The organism is Gloeobacter kilaueensis JS1, assembly GCF_000484535.1.
Taxonomy (GTDB): domain Bacteria; phylum Cyanobacteriota; class Cyanobacteriia; order Gloeobacterales; family Gloeobacteraceae; genus Gloeobacter; species Gloeobacter kilaueensis.
Map to the genome: position 1 here is coordinate 3,418,359 of NC_022600.1, position 25,203 is coordinate 3,443,561.

Annotated in this window: 21 protein-coding genes and 1 tRNA gene; 10 read left to right on the forward strand and 12 right to left on the reverse strand. The window is 58.7% G+C overall.

Going from position 1 to position 25,203, the window contains the following annotated elements; genetic code table 11:
• The first annotated feature begins 40 nt into the window (after positions 1–40).
• Positions 41–1,672 (forward strand): NAD+ synthase, encoded by a 1,632-nt coding sequence (locus GKIL_RS15865; RefSeq protein ID WP_023174766.1) that lies wholly within the window; start codon positions 41–43, stop codon positions 1,670–1,672.
• Between the two features lie 86 nt (positions 1,673–1,758).
• On the opposite strand, the gene GKIL_RS15870 is transcribed toward GKIL_RS15865, so the two are convergent.
• Positions 1,759–1,831: transfer RNA gene (locus GKIL_RS15870), tRNA-Glu, on the reverse strand.
• A gap of 297 nt (positions 1,832–2,128) precedes the next feature.
• On the opposite strand from GKIL_RS15870, the gene GKIL_RS15875 reads away from it, so the two are divergent.
• Positions 2,129–4,141, forward strand: a complete 2,013-nt coding sequence (locus GKIL_RS15875) for a TonB-dependent receptor plug domain-containing protein (RefSeq protein ID WP_023174768.1) — start codon at positions 2,129–2,131, stop codon at positions 4,139–4,141.
• A gap of 399 nt (positions 4,142–4,540) precedes the next feature.
• On the opposite strand, the gene GKIL_RS15880 is transcribed toward GKIL_RS15875, so the two are convergent.
• From GKIL_RS15880 to GKIL_RS15895, 4 genes are all read right to left on the reverse strand, one after another.
• On the reverse strand, positions 4,541–5,017 hold the full coding sequence (locus tag GKIL_RS15880) for a hypothetical protein (protein ID WP_023174769.1): 477 nt from the start codon (positions 5,015–5,017) through the stop codon (positions 4,541–4,543).
• Between the two features lie 137 nt (positions 5,018–5,154).
• Entirely contained in the window at positions 5,155–8,799 is a 3,645-nt protein-coding gene (locus GKIL_RS15885; RefSeq protein ID WP_023174770.1) for a tetratricopeptide repeat protein, read from the reverse strand.
• 2 nt (positions 8,800–8,801) lie between these two features.
• Complete coding sequence (locus tag GKIL_RS15890; RefSeq protein WP_023174771.1) at positions 8,802–9,152, reverse strand: hypothetical protein; 351 nt, start codon at positions 9,150–9,152, stop codon at positions 8,802–8,804.
• Positions 9,153–9,403: 251 nt separating this feature from the next.
• Positions 9,404–9,871, reverse strand: coding sequence for a hypothetical protein (locus GKIL_RS15895; RefSeq protein WP_023174772.1), 468 nt, complete (start codon positions 9,869–9,871; stop codon positions 9,404–9,406).
• 236 nt (positions 9,872–10,107) lie between these two features.
• Between GKIL_RS15895 and GKIL_RS15900 the strand changes: the two genes are divergently transcribed.
• Positions 10,108–11,010, forward strand: coding sequence for a DUF4351 domain-containing protein (locus tag GKIL_RS15900; protein WP_023174774.1), 903 nt, complete (start codon positions 10,108–10,110; stop codon positions 11,008–11,010).
• An 83-nt stretch (positions 11,011–11,093) separates the two neighbouring features.
• Here GKIL_RS15900 and GKIL_RS15905 read toward each other — a convergent pair whose 3' ends face one another.
• Positions 11,094–12,044, reverse strand: a complete 951-nt coding sequence (locus GKIL_RS15905; protein ID WP_144080408.1) for a hypothetical protein — start codon at positions 12,042–12,044, stop codon at positions 11,094–11,096.
• 251 nt (positions 12,045–12,295) lie between these two features.
• Positions 12,296–12,526, reverse strand: a complete 231-nt coding sequence (locus tag GKIL_RS24905; RefSeq protein WP_144080409.1) for a hypothetical protein — start codon at positions 12,524–12,526, stop codon at positions 12,296–12,298.
• A 1-nt stretch (position 12,527) separates the two neighbouring features.
• Here GKIL_RS24905 and GKIL_RS15910 point away from each other — a divergent pair, with 1 nt between their 5' ends.
• The gene (locus tag GKIL_RS15910) at positions 12,528–14,357 is read left to right on the forward strand and encodes an aminopeptidase P family protein (protein ID WP_023174777.1); all 1,830 of its coding nucleotides are present in this window, start codon (positions 12,528–12,530) and stop codon (positions 14,355–14,357) included.
• Between the two features lie 67 nt (positions 14,358–14,424).
• Here the strand turns inward: GKIL_RS15910 and GKIL_RS15915 are convergent, their stop codons facing one another.
• Positions 14,425–14,967 (reverse strand): GNAT family N-acetyltransferase, encoded by a 543-nt coding sequence (locus GKIL_RS15915; protein WP_023174779.1) that lies wholly within the window; start codon positions 14,965–14,967, stop codon positions 14,425–14,427.
• Positions 14,968–15,057: 90 nt separating this feature from the next.
• Between GKIL_RS15915 and mads3 the strand changes: the two genes are divergently transcribed.
• Both mads3 and mads4 read left to right on the forward strand, forming a co-directional pair.
• Positions 15,058–16,365 (forward strand): methylation-associated defense system AAA family ATPase MAD3, encoded by a 1,308-nt coding sequence (gene mads3 / locus GKIL_RS23755; protein ID WP_023174781.1) that lies wholly within the window; start codon positions 15,058–15,060, stop codon positions 16,363–16,365.
• Positions 16,362–16,976 carry a methylation-associated defense system protein MAD4 gene (mads4, locus tag GKIL_RS24910; protein WP_023174782.1) on the forward strand — a complete coding sequence of 205 codons (615 nt, stop codon included), beginning with the start codon at positions 16,362–16,364 and terminating at the stop codon, positions 16,974–16,976. The genes mads3 and mads4 overlap by 4 nt, the downstream gene beginning before the upstream one ends.
• On the opposite strand, the gene GKIL_RS15920 is transcribed toward mads4, so the two are convergent.
• Positions 16,966–17,568, reverse strand: coding sequence for a glutathione S-transferase family protein (locus tag GKIL_RS15920; protein WP_023174784.1), 603 nt, complete (start codon positions 17,566–17,568; stop codon positions 16,966–16,968). The two genes, mads4 and GKIL_RS15920, sit on opposite strands and share 11 nt — an antisense overlap.
• A 25-nt stretch (positions 17,569–17,593) precedes the next feature.
• Complete coding sequence (locus GKIL_RS22875) at positions 17,594–18,652, reverse strand: ankyrin repeat domain-containing protein (RefSeq protein WP_023174785.1); 1,059 nt, start codon at positions 18,650–18,652, stop codon at positions 17,594–17,596.
• A gap of 49 nt (positions 18,653–18,701) precedes the next feature.
• Between GKIL_RS22875 and GKIL_RS25520 the strand changes: the two genes are divergently transcribed.
• Genes GKIL_RS25520 through GKIL_RS15940 form a run of 3 tightly spaced genes read left to right on the forward strand, consistent with a single transcriptional unit; the run spans position 18,702 to position 22,878 of the window.
• A complete protein-coding gene (locus GKIL_RS25520) occupies positions 18,702–19,091 on the forward strand; it encodes a hypothetical protein (RefSeq protein WP_223173778.1) in 390 nt (129 codons plus the stop codon).
• A 40-nt stretch (positions 19,092–19,131) separates the two neighbouring features.
• Positions 19,132–19,698, forward strand: a complete 567-nt coding sequence (locus GKIL_RS15935; RefSeq protein ID WP_023174788.1) for a photosystem I assembly protein Ycf4 — start codon at positions 19,132–19,134, stop codon at positions 19,696–19,698.
• A gap of 3 nt (positions 19,699–19,701) precedes the next feature.
• Complete coding sequence (locus tag GKIL_RS15940; RefSeq protein WP_023174789.1) at positions 19,702–22,878, forward strand: alpha-mannosidase; 3,177 nt, start codon at positions 19,702–19,704, stop codon at positions 22,876–22,878.
• A gap of 56 nt (positions 22,879–22,934) precedes the next feature.
• Here the strand turns inward: GKIL_RS15940 and GKIL_RS15945 are convergent, their stop codons facing one another.
• Both GKIL_RS15945 and GKIL_RS24915 read right to left on the reverse strand, forming a co-directional pair.
• On the reverse strand, positions 22,935–23,579 hold the full coding sequence (locus GKIL_RS15945) for a hypothetical protein (RefSeq protein ID WP_144080410.1): 645 nt from the start codon (positions 23,577–23,579) through the stop codon (positions 22,935–22,937).
• A 77-nt stretch (positions 23,580–23,656) separates the two neighbouring features.
• Positions 23,657–23,914 (reverse strand): hypothetical protein, encoded by a 258-nt coding sequence (locus tag GKIL_RS24915; protein ID WP_144080411.1) that lies wholly within the window; start codon positions 23,912–23,914, stop codon positions 23,657–23,659.
• Between the two features lie 246 nt (positions 23,915–24,160).
• Here GKIL_RS24915 and GKIL_RS15950 point away from each other — a divergent pair, with 246 nt between their 5' ends.
• Entirely contained in the window at positions 24,161–25,189 is a 1,029-nt protein-coding gene (locus GKIL_RS15950; RefSeq protein WP_144080412.1) for a HEAT repeat domain-containing protein, read from the forward strand.
• The last annotated feature ends 14 nt before the right edge of the window (positions 25,190–25,203 follow it).

Here is a 25,203-nt window from a genome sequence, read left to right on the forward strand (position 1 = left end):
ATGGTGGGCTAGAAGACGCTGCCATTCGAGGTGTGCCTTTGTGCAGATTGCCCTGTTGCAACTGAACCTGACGGTGGGGGATCTGGTGGGCAATGCTGGCCGCATCGAGCAGGCCGCCCGCCAGGCGGCTGCTTGTGGGGCGGATCTGGCGGTCACCTCCGAACTCGCTCTCCTCGGGTATCCGCCCCGCGATTTGCTGTTGGACCCGGCTTTTGTTGCGAGAGCCGCCGGGGTGGGAGCGGATCTGGCCCGCGCCCTGAGGGGTGTGCTGCCGGTGCTGGTGGGCACGGTGGTACCCAGCGACGGGGGCCGCCCCCTCGCCAACGCGGCAGTGCTGCTCGCCGGGGGCGAATGCCGGGTCGCAGCGCGCAAGGTGCTTTTACCGACCTACGATGTCTTCGACGAGGACCGCTACTTCGAGCCAGGTAAGACAGTCCAGCCTTTGGATCTCGCTCGCCAGTCCCTGGGCGTCCACATCTGCGAGGACGGCTGGAACGACCGCGAGTTCTGGCCGGTGCAGCGCTATCACCGCGATCCGGTGGAAGAACTCGTCACAGCCGGGGCCGGGTTGCTGATTAACCTTTCCGCCTCGCCCTACTACCGGGGGGTGCAATCGTTTCGTGAGCGCCTGCTGGGCCACACCGCCCGCCGCCACCGCCTGCCGCTGCTCTACGTCAATCAGGTGGGCGGCAACGACGAACTGTTGTTCGACGGCTGTAGCTGTGCCTTTGGCCCCGACGGCGGACTCGTCGCCCGCGCCCGGAGCTTCGAGCCGGATCTGCTCGTAGTTGACACCGAAGCCCTCAGCGGTCACTGCTCGCCAGTGTTTGCGGGCGAAGCCGAGGTCTGGGAGGCGCTGGTGATGGGGACGGCGGATTACGTGCGCAAGTGCGGTTTTCGTCAGGCTCTCGTCGCCTTCTCCGGCGGCATCGATTCGGCCCTCACCCTGGCGGTGGCGAGCGCTGCCCTTGGACCTGCGAACGTGCTCGCTGTCCTGATGCCCTCGCCCTATTCGAGCCCCGGCAGCATCGACGACAGCCTCGCCCTTGCCGCCAACCTGGGCGTCGAAACGCTGAAGCTGCCCATCGCTCCGGCGATGGACGCCTTCGAGCAGATTCTTTCTCACAGCTTTGCCGGGTACAGCGCCGACATTACCGAGGAAAATCTCCAGGCGCGCATCCGGGGCACGCTGATGATGGCCCTCTCCAACAAGTTTGGCCGCCTCGTGCTCACCACCGGCAACAAGTCGGAGACTGCCGTCGGCTACAACACGCTCTACGGCGACACCGCCGGGGCCCTGGCGGTGATTTCGGATCTGTACAAGGGCGAAGTGTATCGGCTCGCCCACTGGCTCAACCGCGACCGAGAGCTGATCCCCGCCAGCATTCTGACCAAGCCCCCCTCCGCCGAACTGCGCCCCGGCCAGCGCGACTCCGACAGCCTGCCCCCCTACGACGCACTCGACAGCATCCTGCGGCTTTTGATCGAGCAGAACCGCACCCCAGAGCAGATCGAAGCTGCCGGTCACGACCCGGCAACCGTCCGGCGGGTGCTCCAACTGGTCGATCGGGCCGAATTCAAGCGCCGCCAACTGCCTCCTGGCCTGAGAGTCAGCCCCCGCGCCTTCGGCATCGGCTGGCGGCAGCCCATCGCAGCCCATAAAGCGATCTGACTTTTTTAAGAATCGAAGCGAACCGGTCGCTCTCCGCCCTCGAACGAGGCGCTATCCAGTGAGATCCGCCGGCTTTGAATGGCGCATACCCCCAACCGGATTCGAACCGGTGTCGCCTCCGTGAAAGGGAGGTGTCCTGGGCCTCTAGACGATGGGGGCACAGACACAGCTTCTTATTATGGATGTAAATCGAAGCGAGCGTCAATCTCGCTGCGGCGGCGCTCCGAGTGTACCCGCAGCAACCGCAGTGGAAACTTCATTCAGGCGCAACCGTTGCTGCGGCCCTGCCACTCTACTCGAACGCCGCTTTGCCCGATCGTAAAAGAGGGTAGTGAAAGCTACCTCGGCGGCCTGTACCCCCCTGCAGGCCGTCTTTTTTTGGTTTGACAGCCGGTCTTTTGACGAGTCATCCGTCCTGCCTGACAATGAGCGGCTGAGTTAGCCACCGGTAATCGCTTGAAAACTTCGATCTGTCTTGCCCTGCTCATCCTGGGCCTGCCGACGCTTGCGGCGGCCCAGAGCGCGCCCACCCGCTCCGAACTGGTCCACCCGTCCCAGCGGGCAGCGGACCTGCTATCCCAGGCAGAACCTGCGATCCCGGTTTTGACCCCCCAGGCGGAGACGCGCCAGCCCGCTCCCCCGGCGACGCCGGTCTACACCGTGCCCGCCGCCCAGATCGAAAAACAGGGAGCGCAGAGCCTGGCGGATGTGCTGCGGGGGCTGCCGGGCTTTGCGATCAACGATGTCGGGCCAGGGGCGGACATCCACACCGGCACCTACTACCGGGGAGCTTCGATCAACCAATCGACCCTGCTCCTCAATGGCCGCCCCTTCGGCACCAACATCAACACCTACCACGGCACCACCGACTTCAACGCCCTGCCGGTCGAGGCGATCGAAAAGGTCGAACTGACGAGCGGAGCCAGCTCGACTCTTTATGGCAGCGAGGGCTTTGGCGGCGTGCTCAACGTCGTCACCAAAAAAGGCCGGGGCCAGCCCCGGCTCAGCGCCAGCCTCGAATACGGTTCCTACGGCCAGAGCAACTACCGGGCCGCCTTCGCCGGGGCGGGCGATCAGTTCAGCTACACCGTCAACTACCAGAGCTTTTTGGCCGACAACCGCTACGGTGTTCCTTTTGAATCGGTCAATCGCGGCCCGGACGGGCGGCTCTTCAACGGCGACGCCTACCGCAACAGCTACGCCGCCAACTTCAGCTACGAACCCGACAGCCGCAACACCCTCTCCTTTGATCTCACCAAGATCGTCTCCCGCAAGGGCCTGCTGTACTTTGGCTTTCCCGGCAACTGCAACCCGGCTTTGCCCCTGCAGTGCGACCGCCTCGACCACGACGGCCTCAATACGGGCTTGAACTGGCGCAGCCAGCTTGGAGGAGGGGAAGATTCGCTCTTGAGCGTCAGCCTGGGCTACAACCAGGACTACTTCAACACCTACGGCCCGAACCAGAACCAGTTCAGCCGCACCGGCAGCCTCGACTCGCAACTCATCAGCGCCCGCATCGAGCACGACTGGTACACCTCCCCCGGCCACCGCCTGCGCTATGGCTTCGACCTGCTCAACAACAGCCTCACCGGCACGATCTTGAGCACCAACCCGGCCCGCGCCGCCAACAACGGCGGCGAGAGCCACGCCGTCTTCAACGGTGCCTTCTTTGCCCTGAGCAGCTGGACCGTTGCGAAGCCCCTGCAGTTAGAACTGGGCGTGCGCCAGACGGTGAATAGCCTCTTTGGCAGCTACACCAACCCGAGCCTGGGCATCCGCTATGCACTGAGCCCGGATGTCGCCCTGCGGGCCAGTTGGGTGCTCGCCCAGCGCAATCCGGGCCTGGATCAGCTCTTCGTCTACGACACCGTTCACGGCTGGCTGCCCAACCCCAATCTGGTACCCGAGACCGGCTCCGCCTACACCGCCGGATTCGACGTGCGCTTCAGCGAGGCTCTGAGCGGCCAGTTCACCTACTTCGGCAGTGGCCTCGCCAACCGCCTCGCCGTCGGTTCCGACAATCGCTGGCAGAATATCGGCTCCGTCGCCACCAACGGCCTCGAACTCGCCCTGCGCTGGCAGATCGCCCCCGAGTGGTCGAGCTTTCTCAACTACACCTACACCGACGCCAAAATCCTCACCGGTTCCGACGCCGGACTGCAACTGGGCCTCGTCCCCTACTCGGTGGGCCAGGCGGGCGTGGGCTACGACCACGGCGGTTACCAGGCCAACCTCATCGCCACCTACGGCAGCGGCAGCCGCCGGGCCTTTTACACCCTGCCGGGGGTGAACAACACTGACTTTTCTTCGCCCTGGCTCTCCCTGGATCTACGCACCCGCATCCCGCTCACCCCGAATCTGGCCTTCACCGCCTACATCGAAAATCTGGCGGACGTGCCCTACGAGCGGGCCAACCGCATCTTCACCCCCGGCATTCTCTACCGAATTGGCGTGGAAACCAGTCTTTAGCGGCCTGACCTGAGCCGGAAGTTTTCAGTTCCAAACCGGAAGCTCGGGGTTCCGAACCTGAAGTTCGAGGTTCAAAACCCGGAACTTGAGGTTCGCAACCAGAAATTCGAGGTTCAAAACCTGGAACTTGAGGTTCTGAACCTGGAAGATGGGGTTCCGAACCCGAAGGATGAGGTCTGGAACCTGAAACTTGAGGTTCTGGACCAGAAAGATGAGGTTTTGAACCTGAAACTTGAGGTTCGGAACCCCGAGCTTGAAGTTCCGAACCTGAAAGACGAGGTTTTGAACCTGAAAGCCGAAGCCCGGAGCCTGGCCGTTCCAGACTCCGGGCTTGCATACCTGTGAGCATCGGTGCCGATAGCAGCTCAGAACACCGTCTCCCAGCGGGGACCGCTCAGCTCAAACCGTGGGAGCAGCAGGCTCACTGCGGCGTGCCTTGCGAGCAAAGCGGCGGCCCATCTCATCGAGCGCTCCATCCAGACCTAACCCCTTGCCGCTGTAACGACCAAAGTTGTAGACCGTGAGCGCTGCTCCATACGCCTCTGCCCCTACTACTGTCGTCGTGTCCTCCAGCAACTCGTCCAACTGCCTGAGCGACAGGGCAATCGGATACAGCTTCTCGAACAATTCCACATCCCGCCGCATCTCCTGCACCTCGAAGGTGCGGGGCAGGAAGTCCGGATTTTGCCCGGCTATCTCAAGAGCGCGGGCGACAAAGGCGCGACTTTTATCTCCGAGCCTGGGCAGGGCGCGTCTTTCATCTGCGGTGAGCCCAACCAGAAACGGCAACTTCTGGCGGATGAGGGCAATGGCGTCAAGAATGGCTTTCTGGTCTTCGGCAGAAAATTCAACACTCACACGGTTGTTCGTCGTCATGCGGTTATCTCCTACAACTGGAAGGACAGTTTCCCAGCAAACACTAGAGAGCAGGGTATACCGACGCAGACAAGATTTGCAAGACCGACTGCTCTACCAGTAACACTATTTCCTGGTTGCAGACAGCCGAAAGCTTATTACTCCTGCTGAAGCATCTGCCTGAGCAGATCCTGGGTCATTGGAGACCCCTGCGATAGTAGCTTTTCGAGCAGGGCGGGCTGTTCCTGCACGATGCGCTCCAGCATGCCGACATAATTCTGCCGAACAGTGATGGTGTTGGGATGTTCGGTACCGAGCTTCTTTAGTAGTACCTCAACTGCCCGTACATACAGTGGCTCCGCCTGCTCATACCGACTCTGGGCTGTGTAAAGCAAAGCTAGATTGCATAAGTTTATGGCCACGTCTGGATGCTCCTGACCCAATAGCTTCTGTCGCATTTGGAGAGCCTGAAGGTACAGTGGCTCGGCCTCTTCGTACCGACCCTGGGAATAGTAAAGCATGGCCAAATTTCCCAGGCTGACAGCTACAACTGGATGCTCCTGGCCCAGTAGATTTTGTTGCATCTGGAGAACCTGGGTGAACAGTGGCTCGGCTTCCTCGTACTGTTTCTGGGAATATTTGATTATGGCTAAATTACCCAAGCTATCAGCTAGGTCCGGATGCTCCTCACCTAGCAGCTTTTTCTGCATCTGGATAGCCTGCATAAAGCGCGGCTCCGCCTGCTCGTATTGGTTCTGGGAATAGTAAAGTAAGCCAAGGTTATTGAGGTTAGCAGCCACGTCTGGATGCTCCTGACCCAATAGCTTCTGTTGCATTTGGAGAGCCTGAAGGTACAGTGGCTCGGCCTCCTCGTACCGACCCTGGGAATAATAGAGAAAGGCTAGATTGCCCAGATTTCTGGCCACGTCTGGATGCTCTTGACCCAACAACTTCTTTTGTATCTGAAGCGCCTGAAGGAACAGCAACTCGGATTTATCGTACTTTCCCTGGGATTCGTAAAGTGCGGCCAAACTGCCCAGATTTTTGGCTACGTCTGGATGCTCCTGACCTAATAGCTTCTTTTGTATCTGAAGCGCCTGAAGGAACAGCGGCTCTGCTCTCTCGTACCGACCTTGGTGATAGTATAGTCTAGCTAGATTGCCCAGGATAATAGCTACTTGTGGATGCATCTGGCCCAACCGCTTCTTCTGTATCTGGAGAGCCTGCATGTAAAGCGGCTCCGCTTTCTCGTACCGACCCTGGTCCATGTAGAGTGCAGCCAGGTTGTTAAGGCTATCAGCTACCTTTGGATGCTCCTGACCCAATAGCTTCTGTCGCATTTGGAGAGCCTGAAGGTACAATGGCTCGGCCTCTTCGTACCGACCCTGAGCGTAGTAGAGAACGGCTAGGTTGTTGAGGCTAGCAGCTACCTTTGGATGCTCCTGGCCCAGTAGATACCGGCATGATCGCAACACGTCGGACTGTAGTGGTTCAGCTTCCAAGTAACGACCCTGCTGTTGCCACTGCATTACGAGAGCATCAGCAACTTTTTGCATCTGCTCCCATTGCTCAGCTACCTTTGCCAGGCGATAGATCTCCAGAGCCTGCGCTTCGATGCATCTACCAGAGTGCTCCCACCAGCAGCGGTACAGTGCATCGACAGCTAATTGTGCCAGCGGTTGTACTGGCTCCGGGACAGCAGCAATGACCAACGGGGGCACCCACAGACTGCCGTCCAGTCCGGCTTCCAGCAGGCCCAGGGAACGGGCGCGCTCGATGTGTCGTTCCAGTGAGGCAATACCCTGACAGACAGCCAGGAACGCCTCGGCAGGCACCGGCAACTCGTACACCCGTCCACACTCCAGCATCCGGCGCAACTCCGGCTCCTGCTTGTTCAACAGGTGCTCCACCAGAATCTCTTCGCAGTACTCCACTCCGGTCTGTTCCAGCTTCAGCAGTAGAGCCTGCTGGTCCAGATCTTTTGCCTGCAGTACTTTGTCTAGCCGTTCCAGCAAGCGCGGGTTGCCTGCAGCCAACTTCAATGCTCGCCGCCGGTTATCTGCATCTACCTCTGCGCCTGGTCGAAATGATTTCAGACGCTCACACTTTTTCATCAGGTCTGCTCCGCGTAGGGCAGGCACCTGAAATCGTTCGAGTAGGGCGTTGAGTTTGGGGTCAGCTACCGTGAAGTCGTAGCGGCTGGTGATGATGAGGCGGTGAGGCAGGCCGCTTCCCTGCACTGCTGCCAGCAGATCTCGCAGGATTGGGACGACTTCGGCTTTGAGGAGGGGTTTGCCCTCCCGGAGAATGACTTTGCCCTCGTCGTCAGTCTCGAAGTTGGCCTCGAAGTCGTCCAGCACAATAGCCAGACGCTGGTTGGGTGCATTGAGACCGGCCTTGAAGAAGCGCTGCCACTTCTGCAGGGTGGGCAGCCTACCGTTCAAGATGTCATGGCCCCCATCTGACTCACACTGGCGAGCCAACTTGCTTGTCAGGCGCTCTTCTGTGAGATCCCGATACAGCACGATGCGGCTATATTCTGCCAATCGCTCCAGTAAGCGGGCAGCGAGACTGCTTTTGCCTATTCCTCCTTGACCAAGCAGCACCACGCCGATGTTGCGGCTGCCCTGCAGGATCTTTAGAGTCTTCTGCAACAACCGGCGGCGGCCAACAAACTGCTCGGAGGTCGCTACCCGTACCTGCTGCTCCTCGTCAAGAAATTCTGTGGCAGCAGGAGGCAGAGGTAGCGTGAGCATGTCCCCAGATGGTTGCACCAGGGAGCCAGGACATTCGCCCCGAACATGCAGACGCAGCAGATGCCAGTTGGCAGCCTTCTCGTCCAGCAGGTGCAGGTAGGTCTTGATCAAAGCTTCCGACAGAGCACATCCGGCGGCGAGATGCTCGTACAGTTGAGCGGCAGCCTTGGTAGCAGTAGTGTCCTCGATAGGCAAGCCCCAGCCGAGCACCGCCGTGGCTCCAGCTTCCACCAGCGCTTCGGCCATCGAAGGGATGGCTCCTTCGCTTCCTCCCTGACCGGTGCGGCAACCGGACAGGAACACCAGCGGCGGGATACGAAACTGCAGTGCTCTGGCAATGTCCTTGTCACTCACATCCTGACGCTCGCCAACCTCGTTCTCCGCCACAAAAAAGGGACCATTAGCACCCAGGCCCGCATGTCCAGTCAAATGCAGAATATCGACCTCGCCAGAACCGTAGCGTTCCAGACGTTTGCCCAGCAGAGGCAGGTTGCCACTTTCTTCCACCCGCATTTGCAGGGGCAAGTCGGCAGTAGCTTGGAGAATGGCACTCTCTTCCCGCTCGAAGTCCAGGGGCGGCTCTACCCCTTCGGGTGAACAGGCCATGAAGACTGTGAGCAGTGGACGATCCTGCGGTTGCCATTTCTTACTCTCACCGGGGATAGTGCGCACGGGCAACACGGGTGGGAACCGCTGCACCAAGAATTGCTCACCATCGTGCAGAGCCTCCCAGGGCAGATGACGCAGGCGGCCTGCTCGTTTGACGCCGATGTGCAGCACCAGCAAATTAGCACTGCTTTGACTCACAGCCTGACCGAGCCACCGCTCATCTCCATCGAGCCAGGCGAAGAGCCGTTTGCCAATAGCGACAATATCGGGTCGTACTACGTAAAAGTCCCGCTCTGCCTGTCCCAGCAGGTCTTCGATCTGAGCCAGTGGTAAAGTGCGTTCCTCAGAGGCGGCCTTGCCCGGTAAGCGACAATCCAGACGGACATATTGGCTGTCGCCGGTCTCGTTCAACTGCAGGAAGAGACTATCAATAGGCATCTTCAGGGCTCCAGCACCTTACGGATCTGCTCGGGGGTAGCACCTTCCAATAACAAGCGCTTGCCGTTAGAGCCGATGAGCAAAACTTTTGTAATTTTGTTGGCCTCTTTGGTCTGCTTGCGCTTGCTGTACCACTGGTGGATCTTCTCAGCAAGACTTACTAGACCCGAGACTCCGCTGATGGTACCGCCAGCGATGCTGACGATAGTAGCGACTGCAGCCAGGGTGATGGGTTCCCTTTTGCCGGAGGCATCCAGTGGTTCCTGGAAGCCCTCGATGTCAGGCTCACGAAGTAGCTCCGCTGCGGCTGAAACCGCTCCTTCTCCTTCAATAACCAGTTCGATGGGTGTCATAAATCTCCTGAGGTAGCCTAACGGTTGTAGTGCAAGAGCGTTTCGTGAGCGTTCCTGATTGAAAGAGCAACTCTAATGTAATGGAGATATGCGGCTCTTGGGGTTGTAAAGCGATGCGCGAGGAGGCTGTGGTGCTCCGGCTCCATCGGGCTATAGCAACCGCAAGAATGACAGCGTGAATCATCCAGGCTGATATGGTTGGTTGTCAGAGGGAAGCCACAGGCTGCCAGGTTGGATGCACTTTTTCTGGGCTACACACTCGTTAGCTTCAGACGCACGACAAACCAGGAGTCTAGATCAGGAATAGCGCGCGTGAATGCGTCTGCCAGGGTCGGGGTGAGCCACCAGATCTGGCGAAGAGGCAGATCTGCAAACTTTTCGCGTTGGTAGTTCAGGTACACCAGATTGCGCACATCATCGCGCAGGAACGTTTCTTCAAAGCCGCTTACAGAAAGAACGCCCGGCTCTAGAGCAGCGAGGTTTTCAAGCAAATCCCAAACCAATTGGGCAGGAGCCTTTTCCTGCAGCAGGGCTACTTCGTGAAATTTGATTCCCAGTGGAGCCAGAGCCGAGCGCAACCGGATAACCACTTCCTGGCGAGTCGATTCGGACAGGTACTCCACGCGGGCCAGGCTTCTGTCCACGCGCTTCGCCCACAAAACCAGACGGTCCACAACGTACTGGACGTTCTCAGAACTGGAAGTGTCAGCCTGGGCCACTAGAAGCTTTCCTTTTCACGAAACACTCCGGTCTTATATTGCGATTCCACTGTACTGCTGCGGTTCCTTACCGCGAGATGAGTAGCTGGTGGGGACTGAACAGCAGGCACGCTGTCTGGCGGAGCGTCTGCGGCGGCTGAAGCTCGACCATCGACAACTCTGGATGAGAAAGTGGCCCTGAAAAATCAGGGTGCCCCGATGGTTAATGACAATGCTCCCGCTCGTGCCGTCCGCTCATGACTGAACGCCGTCCCTTTGACACCAGCCTCCAGGGACTGGCCTCCCTCTACAGCCGCGACTTTCTCACCTGGCTGAGAGGACCAGGGGTGACCTGGCAACAGAATCTCGATACCGTCATCGTCGCCCAGCAACGGCGGACCGATTTTCTCATCGCCTTTCAAGATCCGCAGGGTGAGCAGAAGCTCTTGCATATCGAATTTCAGCGCGCTGTCGTTCTGGGCAACCCCACCGAGGAGCCGCCCGGCAGAATGGCTACCTACGCCCTGTTCGCATTCAATCGCTACGGCCAGGTGCCCGAACAGGTACTGGTGCTGCTCATCGACAGCCCCGCCTCCCGCTCGGTGCCAGACTGCTTCACAGCCGGTGGGGTGCGAGTGGAGTATCAGGTGATTCGGTTGTGGGAGATAGACCCACAGCCGTTGCTGGAAAGTGGTCTGCCGGGACTGATGCCGCTGGTACCCCTGATGGCTGGACAGAATGTAGTCCCCCTGCTGGATGCCAGTATCGGGGTAATCGAGCAGGAGATAGAATCAGCGCAGGAGCGGGCAGAAGTGCTGTCGGTGATGGCGTTGCTGGCCTCGCTGCGCAACCGGAGAATGATCCAGGAGTATTTCAGGAGTCAAGGGATGAAGGACTTGTTGCGCGAGACGCCCCTATTTCAGGAAATGGTGCAGGAAGAGGTGCAGCAGGCGGTGCAGGCAGCCAAGTTGCAGACATTGCTGCACCAGTTGGGCCGCCGCTTCGGGCCATTGCCGGAGGAGTTGCAGCGGCAGTTGGAGGCTGTGACCGATGCTGAGCAACTTGAGCGGCTGATCGACGCGGCCATCGACGCCGTACAGCTGGAAGACTTCAGGACATCGCTGCCAGCGGCGACTCAGAACGTGATCGCGCCTCAGTAGAGAGGCTGTTTTCGCTCCCAGAACCTGAAGTGCAGGGTTGGAACGGGACTATTAAGATTGGCTCTACGGCAGCGACCAGGTGATCATCTGGCGCAGGTGTGGTTGCGCACCCAGTCCCCGGCGTCGATGAGCTGATAGTTGGTGAGGGTGCGGTCGCCCTGGCTCTCGGGCTGAATGCCGCCGCTGGTGAGTGAACCCTGGCCGCCTCCCAGGCTGAGGCGGTCGTATACCTGGTAGTCGCGGGTGCTGCCCAGGTCGGTCTTGTGCGAAAGAATCGAGGTGGAAGGACCGGCGTAGAGGACGTTGGTTTGCTGGTCCGAGAGGCTCAAGTTCAACAGGCGGCCCAGCTGAAACATGCCCTCCTGGGTGAGAACTTCGGGAGACCACCAGCGATAACCGGCGGAGAAGAGGGCGGCGACCTCCTGTTTGGCGGGCACCGGCAGCAGCACCTGGCCCGTCTGCTCGTCGATGCGGTAGCTGCTGTAGTCGGGATGATCTTGAAAGACGACGAAGCGGATATCGGCGGCCTTGGGATCGGAGGTGATCACAAAGGGATTGGTGACCTTGCCCTCGGCGTAGCCCACCACCGCGCCGTTCCACTTGAGGGCCGCCTGCTCCAGGGCCGTCACCGAGGTGGCAGGCAACACCTCGCCGCTATCCTGCAGGCGGTTGGGAACGTAGACTTTGAGCGGAAAACAGCTTTTGAAATAAGGGCTGCTGCGCGCCCGCAGGGTAAATTGGACCGGCCCGGTCGGTGCGGAGGCGACGGTGGTACCGGCGATCGCCTTCTGGACGCTCGCTGCGATGTCGTCTGCGGCCTGGCCCGTCGCGCCCTCGACGCTGATCTGGGCCTTGCCGAGGCTGCCGCCCGTCAGAACCTCGGTGCGCACCGTCACCCGCGCATCGCTCGTCAGTTTCGGCATCCGCCAGTTGTCGGCCACCCGCTCGCGCACCTGAACGGCGACAGATTGGCTGGAGCTGACGGCAAGATTCGCCTGGGGTACGCTCTGGGCCAGGACCGGGGCAACGGGCAACGCGATCCATACAGGCCATATCAGCCGCAATAGTTTTATGGCAGCGTCTAACATATCGGGCTCCCTGCTTTTCCTACTAAGCTACACGATTCTCTTGCGCAAATTCCCAGAGCTGTCTTTTTGAGCTGCGCGGCGGCCAGATTTTTGGAAGGCGGCGGTACCGGCGAAATCTGTTTGCTCGAACGGATGGAGCGATCAAGGCGACGCTTACGAACGGGCCTTCTTGCGCAAACCGAGCAGGCAGTGGTGGGCTAAGGCGTTTTTTTAAGCTGGCTGCGCAGCACCAGAATCAATAAGCTCAAACCGATCGCCAGACCGCCAAAGAAGTAGAGAAAAATCGGCAGCGAGATCATCTGGCCGGGGGTGTCATTGAACATAGCGCTTTGATTACAGGCTTCTCTGTTTGCCTCCCAGTATCGCACAGCCCGATCGGCGGGCTCCGGGCTGGGGTACGGTGGTGAGAAGAAGACGTAGACCGCCAAGATGGTACAGACCCTCGCCCCTGCCACCCACCGCGACCGCCTCGCCCAGTTGCGCCAGTTGCTGAACGAGCGCGCCCTCGACGGCCTGCTGGTCAACTCCGCCGACGAACACCTCAACGCCTACCTGCCGGAATCGCGCAAGCGGCGCGACTGGCTGTGCGGCTTTGGCGGCTCGGCGGGCGATCTGCTGGTGGGCCGCTCCGACGCCTGGCTCTTTGTCGATGGGCGCTACCACGAGCAGGCCGCCGGCCAGATCGACGCAGCTCTTTTTACCCTCTGCAGGCTCGGCCTCGAAGGCGAGCCGACCCTCGTCGAAGTTCTCCAGCAACTGGGGCGGGCCGCCCGCGAGCAGGGAGGCCGCTTTCGGCTGGGCCTCGATCCGTTTACGGTGAGCGTCGAGCAGTGGCGCACCTTTGAGCGGCAACTGGTGCCCCTGGCAGTAGAGCTGGTGGCGCTGGAGAGCAATCTGGTGGACCTGGCGCGGGGCCGCCTCGAAGGTGTACCCGCCCCCGTTCCCTCGCCGCTTACGGTCGTGCCCGTCGCGGTGGCAGGCCAGAGCGTCACCGCCAAACTCGCCGCCGTGCGCACCGCCTTAGACCGGCGCGGCGCAGACCTGCTGCCCATTACCCGCCTCGACGAGGTGGCCTGGCTTTTTAACCTGCGGGGCAGCGATATTCCCCACAACCCGGTCTTTGTCGCCTACGCCATCGTCACCGCCAGCCAGAGCTTTCTTTTTTGCGATCCCGAACGCTTAGAAGCCGGGGTGGGGGCGGCTCTACCTGGGGAAGTGCAGCTATTGCCCTACGAGCGCTACGGCGAGACGCTCAGCGCCCTGGTGCAGCAAGATGGCTCCTCGCGGGTACTCATAGATGTGCAGCGGACCACCGCCGGTACCCTGGGCCGCCTCGGCAACTGCTCGATTATCGAAGCCACCCACCCGGTCACCGTCCTCAAGGCGCGCAAAAATAGCGCCGAAATTGCCGGGATGCGGCAGGCCAACCTCCAGGCGAGCCGGGCCAAGACCCGCACGCTCTACGAGGTGCTGCGGCGCTTTGCGGCGGGCGAAGCGCTGAGCGAAGCCCAGATCGCGGCACTCATCGAGCAGCGCTACCGCGAGGAAGACGCTTTCGAGAGCTTAAGCTTTACGACGATCGCGGGCATCGGCGCAAATAGCTCGATCGTCCACTACAGCACCCCCGATCCGGCCTGCAGGCTCGCTCCCAGTACCCTGCTGCTGCTCGATGCCGGTGCCCAGTATCGGATGGGCACCACCGACGACACCCGCACCGTCGTCGCCGGTCCGCCCCAAAGCGAGCAGATCGCCCGCTACACCGCCGTGCTCAAAGCCCACATCAACTGTGCCCGCCAGCGCTTTCCGAGGGGCACGACCGGAGCCCAACTCGACGGGATCACCCGTTCTTGTCTCTGGCAGGCAGGCCTGGACTACCAGCACGGCACCGGCCACGGCGTCGGAGCTTTCTTGAACGTCCACGAAGGACCGCAGGGCATCCACAAGCTGGCGCGGGAGAGCTTTGTCCCCGGCATGGTGACGAGCATCGAACCCGGCTACTACCTGCCGGGCTGGGGGGGGATCCGCATCGAAAACCTCTACGTCGTCTGCGAGGATGAAACCGACGGCTGGTACCGCTTCGAGCCGCTTACCTATATTCCCTTCGACGCCCAACTCATCGATATTGCCCGCCTCGACGAACCGCAGCGCGACTGGCTCGCCCACTACAACCGCGAGGTCTATTCCCGGCTTGCACCTGGCCTGGATGCCGACGAAGGGGCCTGGCTTGCCCACCAGTGCCGTCATGGCCTGACAGGTTGAGCTTCCGTCCTAGTCCATCTTGCCTGGGAAGCAATAGTATATATTGGTTAAATCAGGATACCGGGTGTCATCGCCTGTGGTACTTCTCAGCTGTCAGTCTAAAAAGATCCAATGCTTCGCCGCCGTAATAGCGGGTGGTTGGGCCGAGCGCTTCCATGCCCAGCCTTGCGGTGACGCGAACCGAGGCTGTGTTGCCCGCTTCCACAAGGGCGTAGATTACAGGCAGCTCCAGGACGTTGAAGCCACGAGCAAGGGCGGCCCGGCCCGCCTCGGTGGCGTAGCCTTTGCCCCACCGATCGCGCCGCAGGTGCCAGCCCACCTGATAGTCGTCCGTCAACTCAGCATCCCTTCCCGGCAGGCGGCTCAGAAGGACCGCACCGACGATGCAGCCGCTGTCTTTTTCGACCAGCGCCAGGGCACCTTTGCCCTCATCGACCGCCGCGTAGCGGTGCAGGCGCGCCCGGACAGCGGCAAGATCCGGTTCGGCTGACTTGCCCCCCAGATAACGGGTGACGAGCGGATCGGTGTAGAGCAAGGCAGCCTGCTCGGCGTCTGTCTCCGGCTGCCAGGGACGGGCGAGGAGGCGAGGGGTCTCGAAGATAATACTCATGAATGAGGCTTTGTTGTTATAGAAAACAAAATTTTCTCTTGATGCAGAAAGCAAAATTAGGTTATCACTACAATCGAGTAGGAGGTAATTATGCTTTACAAAATCGAAGCTCTCAACTATCGATGCTTGCATTATGTTTCTCAAACACTTGCACCGTTCCAGATATTGGTAGGGCCAAACGCTTCCGGCAAATCGACGTTTCTTGATGTCGTCGCACTACTTGGTGATTTTGTAAGGTCTGGCTTAGATGACTCACTCTTGCTCGACTTTGACATCAGGAAAGGTCGAGCAAGCAAATTCAGTGAACTTATTTTCAACCAGCTGACTGACTACTTCGATGTCGCCATTGAATTTTATATTCCAGAGAATCTTCTACAAAAAGAGGCGTCCGCAAAGTCAGCTTTTTCCTATGACCTGGCCAGGTATGAAGTGTCTTTTGGACGTCGAGAGACGGGAGAACTGGAGATCAGAGCAGAGCAATTGTGGCTCATCGATAGCCAAAGAGACCAGCAACGTCGGCAAAGCGGCAGCAGCAGACAATATAGTATATTATTTCCTGCAGAGCCGGAAGCGCCAAAGACAATAATCAACTCTGCGAAAACCCGCCCTGGCTGGCGTCCAGTCGTAAGAAAAGTTCAAACATCCGGAAATGATTATTTCAAATCAGAAAGCAGTGATTGGAATATCATGTTTCGTGTCGGCACTCGTAGAGCAGCTCTCTCGGGCTTACCAGATGATGCCGCTCGTTTTCCTGTAGCGATATGGGTGAGAGATCAATTGCTTGAAGGTGTCAGGTTACTTGCACTCAATAGCGTTTCAATGAGACGACCCGTCAGCCCCTCAAGATCTAGAGATTTTAGTGTCGAAGGTGCAAATCTACCTCTGGTCATTCAAGATCTAGAGAAGCAGGATCCTCTTGCCTACGGAGATTGGGTCGCTCATGTACAAACGATACTACCCGACATAGATCAGATACTTATACGAGAGCGGAAAGAAGATAACCATTTATATCTAGCCATCCAGTATAAGAATATCTCAGATCCCGTTCCCTCCTGGTTGGTTTCTGATGGAACGCTGCGGCTACTTGCGCTTACTCTTCTTGCGTATCTGCCTAGTCAATCAGATGTTTTTCTAATCGAAGAGCCAGAAAATGGTGTTCATCCGAAAGCTATCGAAGGAGTTTTTCAATCGCTTTCGTCGGTGTATAAGGGACAAACACTCGTCGCCACACATTCACCAATGTTCCTTGGATTGGCAACTCCTCAGCAGCTGCTTTGCTTCGCCAAAAATCCTTCGGGAGCTATTAGCATTGTTACCGGCGATCAACATCCTGCTCTTAAAAACTGGAAAGAGCAATTGGATCTTTCTACGCTGTTTGCTGCCGGAGTCTTAGGATGACAAAAGATCTGATTGTTCTGGTGGCGGATGGACAACAGGAAATAACACTAAAGACTTTATTAACAGAAAGAAGGCAATCTATGGGCATTCAAAATATTACCTTCGATGTCTTTCGTCATCCGCGAAGAGATCCAGGAGTCTTTCACGAAGCCGATAAGTTCTTAGATTTGTTCATGCCTCCAGCATATGCTCATGCAATAGTGCTATTGGACCGAGAATGGGAAGGCTCCCCCGGAGATGCGCAGCATCAAAGACAATTAATTGTACAGCGTATGCAGTTGAGCGGTTGGCCGGAGGATACATTTGAGGTTATAGTTATCGACCCTGAGCTTGAAGCCTGGATATGGTCAACTTCTGAAGAGGTTGCTACAGTCCTGCGTCTTTCCTGGCAGGAGATAAAAGAGATTGCTCACAGTAAAGGATATTGGCCTGCTGGATGGGCAAAACCCACTCGTCCGAAAGAACTGTTTACAGAGATCCTGCGACAGCAACGGCGTTCTTCTTCTGACGCTATCTTTCAGGCTCTTGCTCGCAAAGTGGGATTGACAAGATGTCAGGATCCTGCCTTCCTGCTTCTGTGCAACAGGCTCAGAGACTGGTTCAGCCTGTGATCGGTATGTGGCCCGGTTGGGAAGCGACGCGCTCAAGCCAGGCGCGGATGGCGGGATAGCCCGAGAGGTCGAAGTTGCCTTCTTCCGCGACGTGGGTGTAGGCGTAGAGGGCAATGTCGGCGATCGTATAGCGCCCGGCTACAAAAAAGTCGTGGCCAGTCAGGTGCTTTTCCATCCGGTCGAGGGCGGCGTGGCCTTTGAGCCGTTTCTGGTCGAGCACATCTTTGAACTGCTCCGCTTTTTTGAGATAGCTGATCAAAAAGCGCGAGGTAGCGATATTTGGCTCGTGCTCGTACTGCTCCCAGAATAGCCAGCTCAGCACCTGGGCGCGCTCCAGACGAGCGGTGGGCAAAAACGGCGTGCCCTCGGCAAAGTAGAAGATCACCGCATTCGACTCAGAGAGCAGTTCGCCCGAATCGAGGCGGACCAGCGGTACGCGACCGTTGGGATTGAGGCGGATAAATTCTGGGGTGCGGGTTTCGCCTTTGATGATGTCGAGTTCGGTGCGCTCGAAGGGAATGCCCAGTTGGGTCAGCAACAGCCGGATCTTGTAGCAGTTGCCCGAGGGCGTGTACTCGTAGAGGTGCGGCATGGCCTGTGTTGAGTGGGACGGTTTATCAGTATCGCGCACCGGCGTGGATCAGTAAATCGATGACCTGCTTATAGTTGGCTGCCCTTGCGTAGCGCAGGGCCGTGTAGCCGTTGTTGTCTCTGGCGTCGAGCTGCGCGCCTTTTTCGATAAGGAGAGCCACCGTCTGGGGATGATCTTCGGCGGCAGCGGCGATGAGCGCCGTCCAACCACTGTCGTCGTGGCCGTTGATGTCCTGTCCGGCGGCAAGCAGCCGCTCGACGGCGGCGTTCTCACCTTTGCCCGCCAGTTCGACCAGGGCAGAAGCAGAGTTGCCCGAGCGTACACTCTGTCCCGGCCTGCGCGATTCGGCGGCGAGGCGCGCGAGGCGAAAATCGAGCCAGGCATCCTCGTAGTAGCGTCCCAGGTTCTTTTTGGACTTTTCGGTGAGCACCTGGACGTTGGTGAACTCGATGCCGTAGTAGATAAACTTTTGTCCTTCCACCGGGTACATGATGTCCCCGGAGTCGTCGCTGTGATCGAGGCCGAGGCTGTGGCCCAGTTCGTGGGTGGCGATCACCCTCAGTTCGTCGGTGCCCCGCTGCTCGAGGTTTTCGGTGTTGATGTTGGGTATCGGCACCGGCACCGGTACAAAATAGCCCAACAGTCCCGTCGGAATCTGGTGCCGCGCCCAGTGCTCGATAATCAGCGTCACGCGGGATTTGGCGCAGACGCTGTAGCTGGCACCGCCGCCGGTGGTAAAGATGTGCTTTTGCTCGAATCCAGCAGCACTCGGATTGGGCGGCAACTGCCAGGAGACCAGCACATCCGCTTCCCGGCGCTCGTTCGTTTGCTCGAAGACGGGTTTGCCGCCAATGCCCACGTCGTTCCAGGCTTTGATGCCGTCCTGGACCGCCTGCAGGTAGTCCTGGCGGTGGGCCGCCGCCTCCTGGGGAACCGCCTCGATAAAAACCTTGAGCGGCAGGGCGTGTTCTTTCCAGGCACAGCGCGGACCGGCGCTGTCGCCGCTGGCCTGATTGTCACTCTGGGCAAGGGCGGGAGCAGCGAGGAGCAGGAAGCAAACCAGCAGGCCAGGGCAGATCTTCATCGGGTGCGCAGGAGGGATCCGCCCATACTGATAGCACGAATTTGCCTCTGTGCCCAGTTCCCACACTGTTCCGTCACAAGCTGCCTGTTGGGCGGCGATGTGGGATGATGGCGGCATGGCAGGCAGGCAGATTTGGGCCGTTATTCTCTTTTGTGCCACCGGGCTGGGGAGGGCGACGGCGGTGTGGGCCGAGGAACCAGTCGGGTACGAGTTGCCCCCGCCGGAGGACACACCGGAAGAAGTGCTGCGGCTGGAGGAGCCCGGTTACGCCACCTCACCGGTCGATGGCGAGCGGCTGAGTCTCGGCGACTATGCGCGGTTGCAGGCAGAATTGCAGGACGCCCAGTACGTGCAGCCCAAGATCAACCCGAAGCTTGCGAACCTGATTTTTTTGTTGAAACTGCGCAAGCTTCTGCGGGTCTTCCTGCCATTTCTGTGACGCCGGTAATAAGATCAAGGGTGTTCGTACCGGTAAACCTATGGCCACCCCGGCAATCCAGCAGACAGATACGCTCCTGCGCCTTGAGGTGCCGGGTTCCCGTCGCCTCAGCACGTACCTGGTCGCAATCGTGCTCACCCTGGGCGGCATCGGTTTTTTGCTGGCCGGGCTCTCGCCGTTTTTGAACACCGACCTGTTGCCTTTTACCAGCACCCGCGATCTCTCGCGCTTTCCCCAGGGGGTAACGCTCGTCTTCTACGGCACCGCCGCGCTGCTCGCCTCGCTCTACTACTGGATGGTGATTGGCCTCGATGTCGGCTCCGGCTACAACGAGTTCGACAAGGCCAAAAAGCAGGTGACGATCTTCCGGCGCGGTTTCCCTGGCAAAAACCGCACGATCGCGATCGTCCATCCCCTCGAAAACGTCCTGGGCCTCAAAGTCCAGATCAAAGAAGGCATCAACCCGACCCGCTCGTACTTTCTCAAGCTCAAGGGCGCACGGGACTTGCGCCTCTCGCCGGTGGGCCAGCCCCCTCCCCTTTCAAGCGTCGAAGATCAAGTCTCGGCGATTGCCCGCTTCCTCAATATCGGCGTCGAAGGGATCTAGCCCTTGCGCCGACTCGCCGGACCGCTGCTCATTGCCGTTTCATTGCTTCTGGGAGCGCCCGCGCAGCGGGCCATTGCCCTGCCGCTGGAAACCACCCTCGCCCGCCTGCGCGCCATCGCCCAGGTGCCGCTCATCGGCCACTGGCGGCAGCACTCCGGCGATCTGCCCGATGCCGCCTTGCCCGCCCTCGACGATCGAAGCTGGCCTGTAGCCCAGCCCGACGCCAGAGGCGACATCAACTGGGGCAAGGGCCGACAGGTACTCTGGCTCAGGCAATGGATCACCGTCCCCGCCAGGTGGCAGGGCTATCCCGCCGCCGGTACCGCGCTGCGCCTGAATCTGATCTGGTGGGCAGAAAAGGCCGAAATCTACGTCGATGGCCGCTTCGTGCAGGCGGGCGATCTCTACGACGCCGTTCAGCGGGTGCCACTCACTGCCACTGCCCGGCCCGGCCAGCGCTTTTTGGTGGCTCTAAAATTCACCAGTCCCGGCCACGACAATGGAGCCCTTACTCAGTCCCGCCTCGATGTCGAGGCACCGGCAAGCCGCATCGATCCCGGCAGGCTGGCGGATGAGCTGGCGGTGGTGAAGGGCTACCTGGATGACTTTGCCCCAGCCGCCGACCGTCCGCGCCTGCAAAAAACACTCCGGCGCGCTCTGGATACTATCGACTGGCAGGCACTCAAAGCCGGGCAAGCTGGCCGGTTCGACACGTCGCTCGCCCGCACCCGCAAAGAACTTCTGCCCGCAGCAAGTCTCGCCCGCCGCCGAACGATCGCCCTATTGGGCCACTCCCACATCGACATGGCCTGGCTATGGACCGTCCCGGAGACCAAGGAGGTGATCGAGCGGACCTTTCGCTCGACCCTTGGCCTGATGGAACAATTTCCGGAACTCGTCTTTGCCGAAAGCACCGCCCAGTCCTACGCGTGGCTCGAAAAAGAACGGCCCCAACTGTTCGATCAGATCCGTAAGCAGGTGCAAAAAGGCCGCTGGGAACTGGTGGGCGGGATGTGGGTCGAGCCGGACCTCAACCTGCCGGACGGTGAATCTTTGATCCGGCAGGTTCTCTACGGCAAGCAGTACTTTATGAGCCGCTTCGGCACCGACATCCGGGTGGGCTGGAATCCGGACTCCTTTGGCTACACCTGGCAGTTGCCGCAGATCTACAAAAAAGCCGGGCTCGACTACTTCCTCACCACCAAGCTCGACTGGAACGATACGACCAGATTTCCGCATCGGATCTTCTGGTGGCAGGCTCCGGACGGCTCGAGGATCCTCACCTACTTTGCCAACCCGTTAGGCGAGCAGATCGACGGGGTGAAGATGGCAAGTAAAGCCCGCGCCTACGAAAAAAATACCGGCTACTCGAAGTTGCTCTGGCTCTACGGCGTGGGCGATCACGGCGGTGGCCCGACGCGGGACATGCTCGAAACCGGACGGCACTGGCAGCGATCTCCGCTCTATCCGCGCCTGGAACCCACGACCGCCCGCGCCTACTTCGAGCAACTGGCCAAAGCCGATCCAGATGGCCGGCGCTTTCCTACCTGGAACAGTGAACTGTATCTAGAATTTCATCGCGGCACCTACACCACCCACGCCGATCAAAAACAGCAGAACCGGCGGGCAGAGGTGTTACTCGCTGAAAATGAAAAATTCGCCGCCGCCCGATCGCAACTTGCCGGGTCCGACTATCCCGCTGCACCGCTCGCCGCCGCCTGGAAGACGACCCTCTTCAACCAGTTCCACGACATTCTGCCCGGATCGGCGATTACCCCCGTCTACACCCGCGCCAACCAGGAGCGCGCCGCCGTCCGCGAGCAGGGAGAAAAACTGCTCTCCGCCTCGCTGCAGGCTCTCGCCTCCCAGATAGACACACGCGGCCCCGGCGTTGCGGTTGTTTTGTTCAACAGTCTCGCCGCCTCCCGCAGCTCGCCCGTCGCCATCGCACCTCCCCCCCAACTGCCCGCCGGTGCTCTTGAGGCTGTAGACCGCACGGGCGAATCGGTACCCGTCCAAAAGGGCGAAGATGGCCTGCTGCACTTCTGGGCAAAGGATGTGCCTGGGGTGGGCTATAAAGTCTACTGGCTGCGCCTGGCTTCAGGTCCAACTGCCGCCGCCGGAACTCCCAAAAGTTCAGCCCTGTCTTTGAGCAACGATTATCTAACAGCAACGATCGATCCGCCCACGGGCAATCTGGCGAGCATTGTTGATAAGCGCACGGGCCGTGAGGTTCTGACTGGTCCCGGCAACCAGCTCCAGTTTTTCAAGGACGACGGCCAGTACTGGGATGCCTGGAACATCGATCCAAAGTACGAACAGTATCCCCTCGAAGCGCCGCAACTACTCTCCATCCAGAGCGTCGAGGACGGGCCGGTGCGCCAGGTGATCCGCATTGAGCGCCGCTTTCGCAAATCTACGTTTGAGCAGGATCTGATCTTGTACCGCCAGTCTCCTGCCCTCGAAGTCCACAACCGCATCGACTGGCAGGAGCGGCACGTCTTCGTCAAAGCCGCCTTTCCCCTCGCCCTATCAGCCGAGAACGCCAGCTACGAAATTCCCTTCGCGACGATCGAGCGCAGCACCCGGCGCGACACCCCCGAGCGCAAGGCGAAATGGGAAGTACCGGCCCTGCGCTGGGCGGACGTTTCAGACCCGCGCTCCGGTTTCAGCTTGATCAACGACAGCAAGTACGGCTACGACGCCCGCAAGAGCGACACCGGCACGCTCCTGCGCCTCTCGCTCCTGCGCGGTCCCGAGTGGCCCGATCCCCAGGCGGACCTGGGGGCGCACAACTTTCGCTACCTGCTCTATCCCCACCCCGGCGACTGGCGCGCTGCCGGGTCTGTCCAGGCGGGGCTGGATCTCAACACTCCCCTGCACGCCCTGATCGAGCCTCCGCACCCCGGCAGTCTCCCCGACCAGTTCCTGAACCTCGACAATTCCCAGATCGTGCTGGCCACCTGGAAGCAGGCCGAGGACGGCAAAGGCTGGATTCTGCGGTTCTATGAATCTACGGGCCGCCCGGCTAGCGCTCAGCTGCGCCTCGCCGCCCCGATCCGCACCGCTACTACAACCGACCTGCTCGAACGACCTCTCAAAACACTACCGCTCCAGAACGGCCAGATACCGCTGCAACTTGGTCCTTACGAGATCCAGACCATTCACGTTCGACTGTAGTTATCGCGCCGGAAAAGAAAAGGATGTTTCCTACAGGAGTTGCTTCATTCCCTTCGTCATCTATTCTGGTATTCGACAAGGTACATTTCGCCGATCTCACGAATATCTTCATCTGCACTATCAGCAGCTCTTCTTGCTAATTTAAAAGCAAGAGATGGATCGATTTCTGAATATAACTTTATTAGTCCGCTATACTCCTCGTATGTGCCATCTTCAAGAATTCCCTCTGAGTATTTTTCAATATTAGCAAGTAGCCATTCACGTGAAAGAGACAGTATAATTTCTCTTGCGAGATCGGTGAAACCACTGTAACTGCTAGCTATGTAAAGTAGTTCTGAGAAAATCTGCTCGAAGTTATCTTCGTTTGTTAAGACATCATTATATCTTCTTAAAAAATTCGTGAAGCGTAGAGCAGTTGCTCTTTCAGAAGGATCGCTCAGGGCAATCTTAAGCAAATTGAGTAGTTCACTGCCAGTCGGTAGAACAGCTTCCAAGGCGGCAGATAGTTCCTCTTGCCGCAAAACAAATTCCTGATACAGAGCCCTTGACTTCGATTCAAATTCTCTCTCTGCAAAAGAGTCTAGAAATGTATCAGGTAGGCGTTTAAAGAACACCATAACTAATTCGTTTTGCCTTGGATAAGAATATGATTTCTCATCTAACAGGAGTCCGTCGGCATGTAAAGAATCAAAGAGTCTCATTCTTGCTTCGATGTAGCTTCTGTCAGCAACGACGAGCCTTTTCCAACGTTCACTAAGAGTAGAGGGCGAGTTTGTTATCATGGCATTTTACCCACGTATTCCCACGGCAGATTGGAAAACTTTGCAATAAAATCCACTGGTAGCATCTTTACGCAAGGATAGATGGTGTGATGGGTAGGGCTATGTATTCCTCCATTATCTGTGCCGTCTGGAATCACTGCTAAATCTGGTGCAAGGTTGGTGCTGTCTGGCAGACGCCAGTAGTGTCCACTCAATCCGGGAACTGTTGGATCTGCAAAGGTCGAAGCACCAGAATCAGGTGAGATGCCGACCATACCGTTCTCATCTAGTCTTAGATCTGGAATTCGGTACGATCTGCCCTCATAACCCTGGATGCGAGGCTCGCGTGGTTTCGTAGAGTTGCCGAAAGCAAAAAGGTCGCAGGGTACAACCTGCAACGGTGCCATACGCTCATTTTATCAACAGCAGCACAAGCATACCACTCTACTCCCACCAATGGGAACGGGCAGGGTTTTGCAAAATTTGCTGTAGACTGTCATCGTCACCTTACCTGCTTACAAGTGAAATACGCTCTGGTACTGCTTTCTAGCTTGATGCTCGGCCTTGCTTTGGCAGGGCGGGTGTTTGCCCAGCAGGTGATGGACGAAGCCGGTGGCAACCGGATCAAGACTCCCCAGGAATTATTTAACGAGCGGCACCTGTCGCCCGCCGAGGTGGATGCACTGGTCGATCGGGCGATCCAGCAGATGCAGTTCGACCGCGATGAATCCACTCGCCACCAGGCCATAGATTCGCTGATTCCTGTCGGGCCATGGGCAGCTAAGGCAATACCGCTGCTTGTGGAATATATAGAGCGGGGCGAATGGGCGGGCAATGCTATGGAGGCGCTTCAGGCGATGGGCGATGCGGCAGCTCCTGCCTATGTGCAGTTGCTGGCAAGCCCGAATCCCCGACGTCGCCAGTCGATAGCAGCTACTCGACTGGCTCCTCCACTCACTTCCCCGGAACTTTTCGACGCCTACGAACGGGTCTTGCACGATAAGTACTGGTGCGTTCGCAGTGAGGCAGTGTGGGGATTAGTTGGGTATGGCTCAAAGGCAGTCCCTATTCTCAAATCTGCTTATTTGGAGGATTCAGCCCCTGCGGTGAGAAGCAACGCGCTATTTGGCCTTGCTGCCATCCGGCCCATCGGCAGGGACGTAGCTCAGTTGTTCGTTGCAGCCCTGAGCGATCCTGCCACAGACGTGCGTGTAGCTGCTGTTGTAGCCATGAACAATCCGGACCCACCCGACGACGCCTATGTGCCAGCCCTTGTGCAAGCGAGCAGCGACCCCAGTATGCAAGTCAGAGAAAGTGTTGCCGGTTCGCTCGCCAATATTGCTCCACGGGTTCCGGCCCAATTTCAACAAGCAACTGCGGCTCTCAGGAAGCTCGAAGAGGATCCTTCCGAAAGCGCCCGCCGTTGGGCAGTACTGGGTATCCAGAGGCTCCATCTGCTTCCGCTAAAACCAAAGCACCCGCCAGAATTCACGGGTTCTCAACAACAAACAACAGAGTTCGACAGGGATTGCTTCGGTAAGCAACCTTGAAAGCTACTGGTAAA

Excerpts from the sequence above, each read along its gene's own strand:
- GKIL_RS15880 (WP_023174769.1), bottom strand. The coding sequence starts at position 5,017 with ATGACGACGAACAACCGTGTGAGTGTTGAATTTTCTGCCGAAGACCAG.
- GKIL_RS15885 (WP_023174770.1), bottom strand. The coding sequence starts at position 8,799 with ATGCCTATTGATAGTCTCTTCCTGCAGTTGAACGAGACCGGCGACAGC.
- GKIL_RS15890 (WP_023174771.1), bottom strand. The coding sequence starts at position 9,152 with ATGACACCCATCGAACTGGTTATTGAAGGAGAAGGAGCGGTTTCAGCC.
- GKIL_RS15900 (WP_023174774.1), top strand. The coding sequence starts at position 10,108 with ATGACTGAACGCCGTCCCTTTGACACCAGCCTCCAGGGACTGGCCTCC.
- GKIL_RS15910 (WP_023174777.1), top strand. The coding sequence starts at position 12,528 with ATGGTACAGACCCTCGCCCCTGCCACCCACCGCGACCGCCTCGCCCAG.
- GKIL_RS15915 (WP_023174779.1), bottom strand. The coding sequence starts at position 14,967 with ATGAGTATTATCTTCGAGACCCCTCGCCTCCTCGCCCGTCCCTGGCAG.
- mads3 (WP_023174781.1), top strand. The coding sequence starts at position 15,058 with ATGCTTTACAAAATCGAAGCTCTCAACTATCGATGCTTGCATTATGTT.
- mads4 (WP_023174782.1), top strand. The coding sequence starts at position 16,362 with ATGACAAAAGATCTGATTGTTCTGGTGGCGGATGGACAACAGGAAATA.
- GKIL_RS15920 (WP_023174784.1), bottom strand. The coding sequence starts at position 17,568 with ATGCCGCACCTCTACGAGTACACGCCCTCGGGCAACTGCTACAAGATC.
- GKIL_RS22875 (WP_023174785.1), bottom strand. The coding sequence starts at position 18,652 with ATGAAGATCTGCCCTGGCCTGCTGGTTTGCTTCCTGCTCCTCGCTGCT.
- GKIL_RS15935 (WP_023174788.1), top strand. The coding sequence starts at position 19,132 with ATGGCCACCCCGGCAATCCAGCAGACAGATACGCTCCTGCGCCTTGAG.
- GKIL_RS15945 (WP_144080410.1), bottom strand. The coding sequence starts at position 23,579 with ATGAGACTCTTTGATTCTTTACATGCCGACGGACTCCTGTTAGATGAG.
- GKIL_RS24915 (WP_144080411.1), bottom strand. The coding sequence starts at position 23,914 with ATGGTCGGCATCTCACCTGATTCTGGTGCTTCGACCTTTGCAGATCCA.